The sequence below is a fragment of the Pseudomonas alkylphenolica genome, from assembly GCF_016009175.1.
Taxonomy (GTDB): domain Bacteria; phylum Pseudomonadota; class Gammaproteobacteria; order Pseudomonadales; family Pseudomonadaceae; genus Aquipseudomonas; species Aquipseudomonas alkylphenolica_B.
Map to the genome: position 1 here is coordinate 39475 of NZ_JADUCM010000039.1, position 6996 is coordinate 46470.

The 6996-nt window shown below is 61.4% G+C and carries 8 protein-coding genes; 4 read left to right on the top strand and 4 right to left on the bottom strand.

The annotated features are described in order from the left end of the window. Window positions 1-124: 124 nt before the first annotated feature. Together I5S59_RS23580 and I5S59_RS23585 are read right to left on the bottom strand one after the other, a co-directional pair. A complete protein-coding gene (locus I5S59_RS23580) occupies window positions 125-1198 on the bottom strand; it encodes an AI-2E family transporter (RefSeq protein WP_197878710.1) in 1074 nt (357 codons plus the stop codon). Window positions 1199-1223: 25 nt separating this feature from the next. Then, a complete protein-coding gene (locus I5S59_RS23585; RefSeq protein ID WP_197878711.1) occupies window positions 1224-2273 on the bottom strand; it encodes a DUF2066 domain-containing protein in 1050 nt (349 codons plus the stop codon). Window positions 2274-2616: 343 nt separating this feature from the next. On the opposite strand from I5S59_RS23585, the gene purM reads away from it, so the two are divergent. The 4 genes from purM (at window position 2617) to I5S59_RS23605 (ending at window position 5412) form a co-directional block, all read left to right on the top strand. Beyond that, window positions 2617-3675 carry a phosphoribosylformylglycinamidine cyclo-ligase gene (gene purM, locus I5S59_RS23590; RefSeq protein WP_128324212.1) on the top strand — a complete coding sequence of 353 codons (1059 nt, stop codon included), beginning with the start codon at window positions 2617-2619 and terminating at the stop codon, window positions 3673-3675. After that, on the top strand, window positions 3675-4328 hold the full coding sequence (purN, locus tag I5S59_RS23595; protein WP_128324211.1) for a phosphoribosylglycinamide formyltransferase: 654 nt from the start codon (window positions 3675-3677) through the stop codon (window positions 4326-4328). Before purM ends, purN begins: the two co-directional genes overlap by 1 nt. Window positions 4329-4336: 8 nt before the next feature. Then, on the top strand, window positions 4337-5047 hold the full coding sequence (locus I5S59_RS23600) for a DUF3108 domain-containing protein (protein WP_197878712.1): 711 nt from the start codon (window positions 4337-4339) through the stop codon (window positions 5045-5047). A 182-nt stretch (window positions 5048-5229) separates the two neighbouring features. Then, window positions 5230-5412, top strand: a complete 183-nt coding sequence (locus I5S59_RS23605; RefSeq protein ID WP_128324209.1) for a hypothetical protein — start codon at window positions 5230-5232, stop codon at window positions 5410-5412. A gap of 46 nt (window positions 5413-5458) precedes the next feature. Here the strand turns inward: I5S59_RS23605 and I5S59_RS23610 are convergent, their stop codons facing one another. Then, a complete protein-coding gene (locus I5S59_RS23610; RefSeq protein ID WP_128324208.1) occupies window positions 5459-5998 on the bottom strand; it encodes a DUF2058 domain-containing protein in 540 nt (179 codons plus the stop codon). A gap of 25 nt (window positions 5999-6023) precedes the next feature. Then, a complete protein-coding gene (gene mazG, locus I5S59_RS23615; RefSeq protein ID WP_197878715.1) occupies window positions 6024-6854 on the bottom strand; it encodes a nucleoside triphosphate pyrophosphohydrolase in 831 nt (276 codons plus the stop codon). Window positions 6855-6996: the final 142 nt, after the last annotated feature.

Genomic DNA, 6996 nt, shown 5'->3' on the forward strand with positions numbered 1-6996 from the left:
CCTTTAGTGAAAAGTCTGCAAAGTTTATACCCGTGGCGCCGGTCGCACAATCGGCGCGGACCACAAGTAAAATCAAAGGCTTGCATCGAGGTAACAGAAACGATGCAAGCCTTTGGCCATTAACCTAGAGATCGGGGTCGATCTCCCCGGCATACATGTCCGACTCTTTATAGAGATCGTGGACATGGCGCAGCAACACCATGATCACTGCCGCCACCGGCAACGCCAGCAACACACCGGTAAACCCGAACAGCTCACCACCGGCAAGAATCGCGAAAATCACCGCCACCGGGTGCAGGCCGATGCGATCACCCACCAGCAACGGGGTAAGCACCATGCCCTCCAGGGCCTGGCCGACCATGAACACCGCCGCGATCCCCAGCAGCGGATACGGATCGCCGCCGAACTGGAACAGCCCGGCAATCATTGCCGCGCCAATACCGATGATGAACCCCATGTACGGCACAATCGCCGCCAGCCCCGCCAACAGGCCGATCAGCAAGCCAAGCTCAAGGCCCACCAGCATCAGGCCCGAGGCATAGATCACGCCCAGCGCCAGCATCACCAGCAACTGACCGCGGACAAAGGCACCGAGCACTTCATGACACTCGCCGGCCAGCGCCACCACCCGCTCCTCGCGCTGACGCGGCAGCAGGCCACGGATCTTGGCCATCATCAGGTCCCAGTCACGCAGCAGATAAAAGCTCACCACCGGGATCAGCACCAGGTTGGCCAGCCAGCCGAGCAAGGCAAGGCCAGACGCGGTGGCCTGGGACAGGATTACACCAACGATGTCGGTGGTCTGGCCCATGTGGGCGCTGATGCCCGCCTTGATCTTGTCGAACTTCCAGAAGCCTTCGGCCAGGCCCAGGCGCGCCTGCACCCAGGGCAAAGCATCGTGCTGCAGCCAATCGAGCATCTGCGGCGCCAGCTCATAGAGGCGCATCAGTTGCTTGGCAAGCATGGGCACCAGCACCAGCAGCAACAGCGTCAGCACCAGGGTAAACAGGGCAAACACCACCACTACTCCCCAGGTGCGGGACAACCCGGCACGCTCCAGCCGATCGACCAGCGGGTCAGCCAGATAAGCCAGCAGGATGCCCACCAGAAACGGTGAAAGGATCGGGTGCAGCGCGTACAACAGCGCGGCACACAGCAGTGCCACCGCGCCCCACACCCAACGACGCATATCGGTCATGAACAACTCCAGGCCAACTCAGGGATTACCAACGAAAACGCAGCCCGTTGAAAGGTTTCGGGGCAGCGGCCTGGGTGGCGCCTGGCGCAGCGGGGTCAACGGCGGGCACTGGTGCTGCAGGCTCAGCAGGCAGCTCCTGCAGTTTGGCCAGGCTCAGCTGGGCACGCAGCTGATCGCTGTTGCCGGTCACCTGATAAGTCAGGGTAGCGCCGTCCGCCTGTTTCAGGCGTGCACCATAAGGTTCAAGCACCCGGCCCAGTTCAGCATAACGTGCCAGATTCATGCCCTGGACCTGTAACTGCATCTCGCTGCTGGCGCCGGGACGTGCAACAAACCTGGGCGCCAGGCGACTGCTGACCGCGAGCATTACCGCATCGGCCAATGCGGCCTGATCAGCACCTTCGGCCTTGCCCTGTTCGCGCAGCTCGCCCATCCACAAATGCCAGGTGCCCTGCCATTTGCCGTCCGCTTCGCTGGCGTGCACCGCCAGCAAGGCATCGGCACCATAGCGTTCGGAAGCACCACGCAGCGGCGCCGGGTCGGTGCCTTCGAGGTTTTTCGCGGTGGCCACCAGTTGCTCATCCAGGTCGGCAAGCGGCAAGCGCAGCGGCAAGCCGCGGTGTTGCGCGGCGCGGCGCAGTGGTTCGGCACTGCTTTGGCCATCGCCCACCAGGTTTGAGCCTTCGGCGCTGTCATTCAACCACCACCCCAGGATCGACGGGCGATTGTTGCCCCACAGCGCCAGACCGGCCTGGCGCAAGGTGCGTTCGGTGCTGCCAGGGTCAAAGTCCACCAGCACGGTTTCTGGCGGGCCGGCCTCGAAACCGAACTGGCTGATGATCTGTTGCGGGTCTTTGCGCAGCGCCGCCAGGGCCGGGCTCTGCGCCGCCTTGGGGTCGCCGGTCAGGCGCAGCACCAGGGTATCAAGGGCTTTGCCGGTGGCTTGGGCACGGGCTTCGGCACCTTGACCGTCGACCGCTTCGCGCACCTGATAGAGGCCCGAGACGGTTTCGGCCTGTGCCGACAGCGCCAGCATGGCAAGACAGCCAGCGGCCAGGTATTTACGCAATCGCATGGAGGATTCCTGTCCTGGTAATAAAGAAGCGATGCTCATGAGCAGGTGCCGGTAAGACCGCAGCACCCTGCAAAACATTCGGTCGGTACCGTCAATTTTGTCCAATCGCCTTTGCTATACCTTATACAGCCTGCGCCCAGGCAACCAGCAAGACGCCGTTAAAGCATATTTTTTAACGGATCTGGGCCCTGCCCGTCGGCCTGAGGATGGCCGCTTAGGGGCAACCCTGATAAAATCGCGCGCCTTCGCAGACCGGCGACGGTCAGGCAGCTGGAATTCCCCCCGCATTGCCTGGCAGGTCACGGTCGATTCCCCCGAATCCCTCCCCCTAAAGGCCTGGATCATGAGCAAGCAACCCTCCCTGAGCTACAAGGACGCCGGTGTAGACATCGACGCCGGTGAAGCATTGGTCGAACGCATCAAAGGCGTCGCCAAGCGCACGGCGCGCCCGGAAGTCATGGGCGGCCTGGGCGGTTTTGGCGCCCTCTGCGAAATCCCGGCCGGCTACAAACAGCCGGTTCTGGTCTCCGGTACCGACGGCGTCGGCACCAAGCTGCGTCTGGCGCTGAACCTGAACAAGCACGACAGCATCGGCCAGGACCTGGTCGCCATGTGCGTCAATGACCTGGTGGTCTGTGGCGCCGAGCCGCTGTTCTTCCTCGATTACTACGCCACCGGCAAGCTCAACGTTGACGTCGCAGCTACCGTGGTCACCGGCATCGGCGCTGGCTGCGAACTGGCCGGCTGCTCCCTGGTCGGCGGTGAAACCGCTGAAATGCCTGGCATGTACGAAGGCGAAGACTACGACCTGGCCGGCTTCTGCGTTGGCGTGGTGGAAAAGGCCGAAATCATCGACGGCTCCAAGGTTGCCACTGGCGACGCGCTGATCGCCCTGCCGTCTTCCGGCCCGCACTCCAACGGCTACTCGCTGATCCGCAAAATCATCGAAGTGTCCGGTGCCGACATCGAAAACACCCAGCTCGACGGCACCCCGCTGACCGAACTGCTGATGGCCCCGACCCGCATCTACGTCAAGCCGCTGCTCAAGCTGATCAAGGACACCGGCGCGGTCAAGGCCATGGCCCACATTACCGGTGGCGGCCTGCTCGACAACATCCCGCGCGTCCTGCCAAAAGGCGCCCAGGCGGTGGTTGACGTCGCCAGCTGGAACCGCCCTGCCGTGTTCGACTGGCTGCAACAGCAAGGCAATGTCGACGAGCATGAAATGCACCGCGTTCTGAACTGCGGCGTCGGCATGGTCATCTGCGTGGCCCAGGACCAGGTCGAAACCGCCCTGAACAACCTGCGCGCTTCGGGCGAGCAGCCATGGGTCATCGGCCAGATCGGTGTTGCCGCCGAAGGCGCTGCCCAGGTCGAGCTGAAGAACGTCAAGGCGCACTGATGCCGAGTACGTCGTGTGATGTCGTGGTGCTGCTGTCTGGCACCGGCAGCAACCTGCAAGCCTTGATCGACAGTTTCCGCACCGGCGACAGCCCGGTGCGGATCCGCGCGGTCATCTCCAACCGCGCCGACGCCTATGGCCTGCAGCGCGCCCGCGATGCCGGTATCGACACGGCGGTACTCGACCACAAAGCCTTCGAGGGCCGCGAGGCCTTCGACGCCGCGCTGGTCGAACTGATCGACGGTTTCCAGCCGCACCTGGTGGTGCTGGCCGGTTTCATGCGCATCCTCAGCGCGGGGTTCGTGCGTCACTATCAAGGCCGCCTGTTGAACATCCATCCGTCGCTGCTGCCCAAATACAAGGGACTGCACACTCATCAGCGCGCACTCGAGGCAGGTGACACCGAGCACGGTTGCAGCGTGCACTTCGTCACCGAGGAACTCGACGGCGGGCCGCTGGTCGTACAGGCAGTAATACCGGTAGAGTTGGATGACACGCCAGAACGTCTGGCGCAACGGGTTCATAGCCAGGAACACCAGATCTACCCGCTGGCGGTGCGCTGGTTCGCCGAAGGCCGTTTGCGCCTTGGCGAGCACGGTGCTGTACTGGATGGCCAGCCTCTGGCGGCCAGCGGCCACTTGATTCGACCCTAGGAGAAATTATGCGTCGCGCCCTGCTCTTTGCACTTGCCGTGCTCGCACTGCCGCTACAGGCAGCGGATCTCAAGCCTTTCTCGGCCAGCTACACCGCCGACTGGAAGCAGCTGCCCATGAGTGGCACCGCCGAGCGCAGCCTGGAAAAGAACGCCAACGGTACCTGGAGCCTGAACTTCAAGGCATCGATGATGATTGCCAGCCTGACCGAGCAAAGCACCCTGAAGCTGGACAAGGACACGCTGCTGCCGCAAACCTACCACTTCGAACGTGGCGGGCTGGGCAAGGCCAAGAAAGTTGACCTGGATTTCGACTGGAGCAGCAAGCAGATCACCGGCACCGACCGCGGTGACGCGATCAAGCTGCCGCTCAACCGTGGCGTGCTGGACAAGTCCACCTACCAGCTGGCACTGCAACACGATGTCGCCGCCGGTAAAAAGAGCGTGAGCTACCAGGTGGTCGATGGCGACGAAATCGATACCTATGACTTCCGCGTCCTGGGTACCGAAAAAGTCACCACCAAGACCGGCCAGGTCGATGCCATCAAGGTCGAGCGCGTACGCGACCCGAGCCAGAGCAAGCGCATCACCGAACTGTGGTTCGCCAAAGACTGGGACTACCTGCTGGTGCAACTGCGCCAGGTCGAAACCGACGGCAAGGAGTATGTGATCGTACTCCAGGACGGTACGGTTGATGGCAAGGCAGTGTCCGGCAAGTAATTGCCCGACAGCTGGCTACACCCGAAACCCCGCCCTGTGCGGGGTTTCTTTTTTTGCAGGCGCCGATTTCAAGCCAGCATGAAAGATGTTTCATGGCCCGAACATTTACTTAGCCAGCTATCAAACCCTATAAAAGAGACCTGCGACACGGTGCCGCAGTTAACTGAAAGTGGAGTTTGCAGATGACTGTCAAAGTAACTGAGCGCGACGAAAACAAAATGTCTTACGAAAGCCTTGCCGCTGGTTTGCGCATCTGGGATGTGCACCAGCAGGACGAACTGGTGGGCATGTTCCACAACGAACATGAAGCCCACAGCTACCGTATCGAACTGGAATTCCTCGAAACCAGACAGCAACAGCAATAGCCCACTGCAGAAAAAACAAACCCCGCCGTGGCGGGGTTTGTCGTGATTACCACATCAGATCGTCAGGGATCACATACGCGGCGTACGGATCATCGGCATCCGGCTCTTCCACTTGGGTATTGAGCAGCACGATACGCTTGGGATCACGCTCCTGGATCTTCAGCGCCGCTTCACGCGGGATCACTTCGTATCCACCGCCATGGGCGACGATGGCCAGGGAGCCGCTGCTGAGCTTGCTGCGCATCAGGGCGTTGACCGACAGGCGCTTGACCTTCTTGTCGTCGACGAAGTTGTAGTAGTCCTCGGTGGTCAGCTTGGGCAGGCGCGACACCTCGATCAACTGCTTGACCTGGGCGGCACGGGCCTTTTGCTCGGCCTTCTCCTGCTGCTGACGATTGAGTTCCTGATCGCGCTTGGCCTTTTCGGCCATGGCTTCACGCGCCAGGCGCTGCTGCGAATCGTCAACTTCCACCTGACCTTTGTGTTCCAGGCGCTTTTGCTTCTTCTGTTCTTTACTGACCTGCTTGACCTGTTTCTGGTTGACCAGACCGGCCTTGAGCAATTGGTCGCGAAGGGAAAGGCTCATCGTTCACTCACTTATGTGCTTCTGCTCAGCCGCAGCTGGGCAGGTTCTTTTCCTGACGTTTGGCTTCGCCCCAGAGTGCGTCCATGTCTTCAAGGGTGCAATCTTCAATCGGACGCCCCATATCGCGCAATGCCTGCTCGATAAAACGGAAACGTCGCTCAAATTTCTGGTTGGCGCCGCGCAGCGCATTTTCCGGATCGACTTTCAGATGGCGGGCCAGGTTGACCGTGGCAAACAGCAGGTCGCCGACCTCTTCAGCCAGCGCGGCATTGTCATTATCGGCCATGGCCTGCAGCACTTCGTCGAGCTCTTCACGCACCTTGTCGAGTACCGGCAAGGCATCCGGCCAGTCGAACCCGACCTTGGCCGTGCGCTTTTGCAGTTTGGCGGCCCGGGACAGCGCGGGCAAGGCGGCCGGTACGTCATCGAGCAACGACAACTGTTCGGGAACGCCCTTCTCGGCCCGCTCCTGGGCTTTGATTTCTTCCCAGCGCTGCTTGACCTGGGCCTCGTCGAGCTTGGGCGTGTCCAGCGGCGCATACAGCTCACCGGTAGGGAACACATGCGGATGGCGACGGATCAGCTTGCGGGTAATGCTGTCGATCACCCCGGCAAACTCGAAGCGCCCTTCTTCACGGGCCAGCTGGCTGTAATAGACCACCTGGAACAGCAGGTCGCCCAACTCGCCCTGCAAGTGCTCGAAGTCGCTGCGCTCGATGGCGTCGGCCACTTCGTAGGCTTCTTCAAGGGTGTAGGGAATGATCGTCGCGTAGGTCTGCTTGAGGTCCCACGGACAACCGTACTGCGGGTCGCGCAGGCGGGCCATGAGGTGGAGCAGGTCATCCAGGGTATACATCATGTGATCTCTGTTCAGGCAGGCCCGGCCTCGTCACCGGCAACGCCCGCTCCTGCGGAGCCCGGGTGTGCCGGTAGTTTGCAATTAAAGACGACCCTACTACCCAAACAGAAGATAGTTGAGCAACGACCTAAGAGAGACA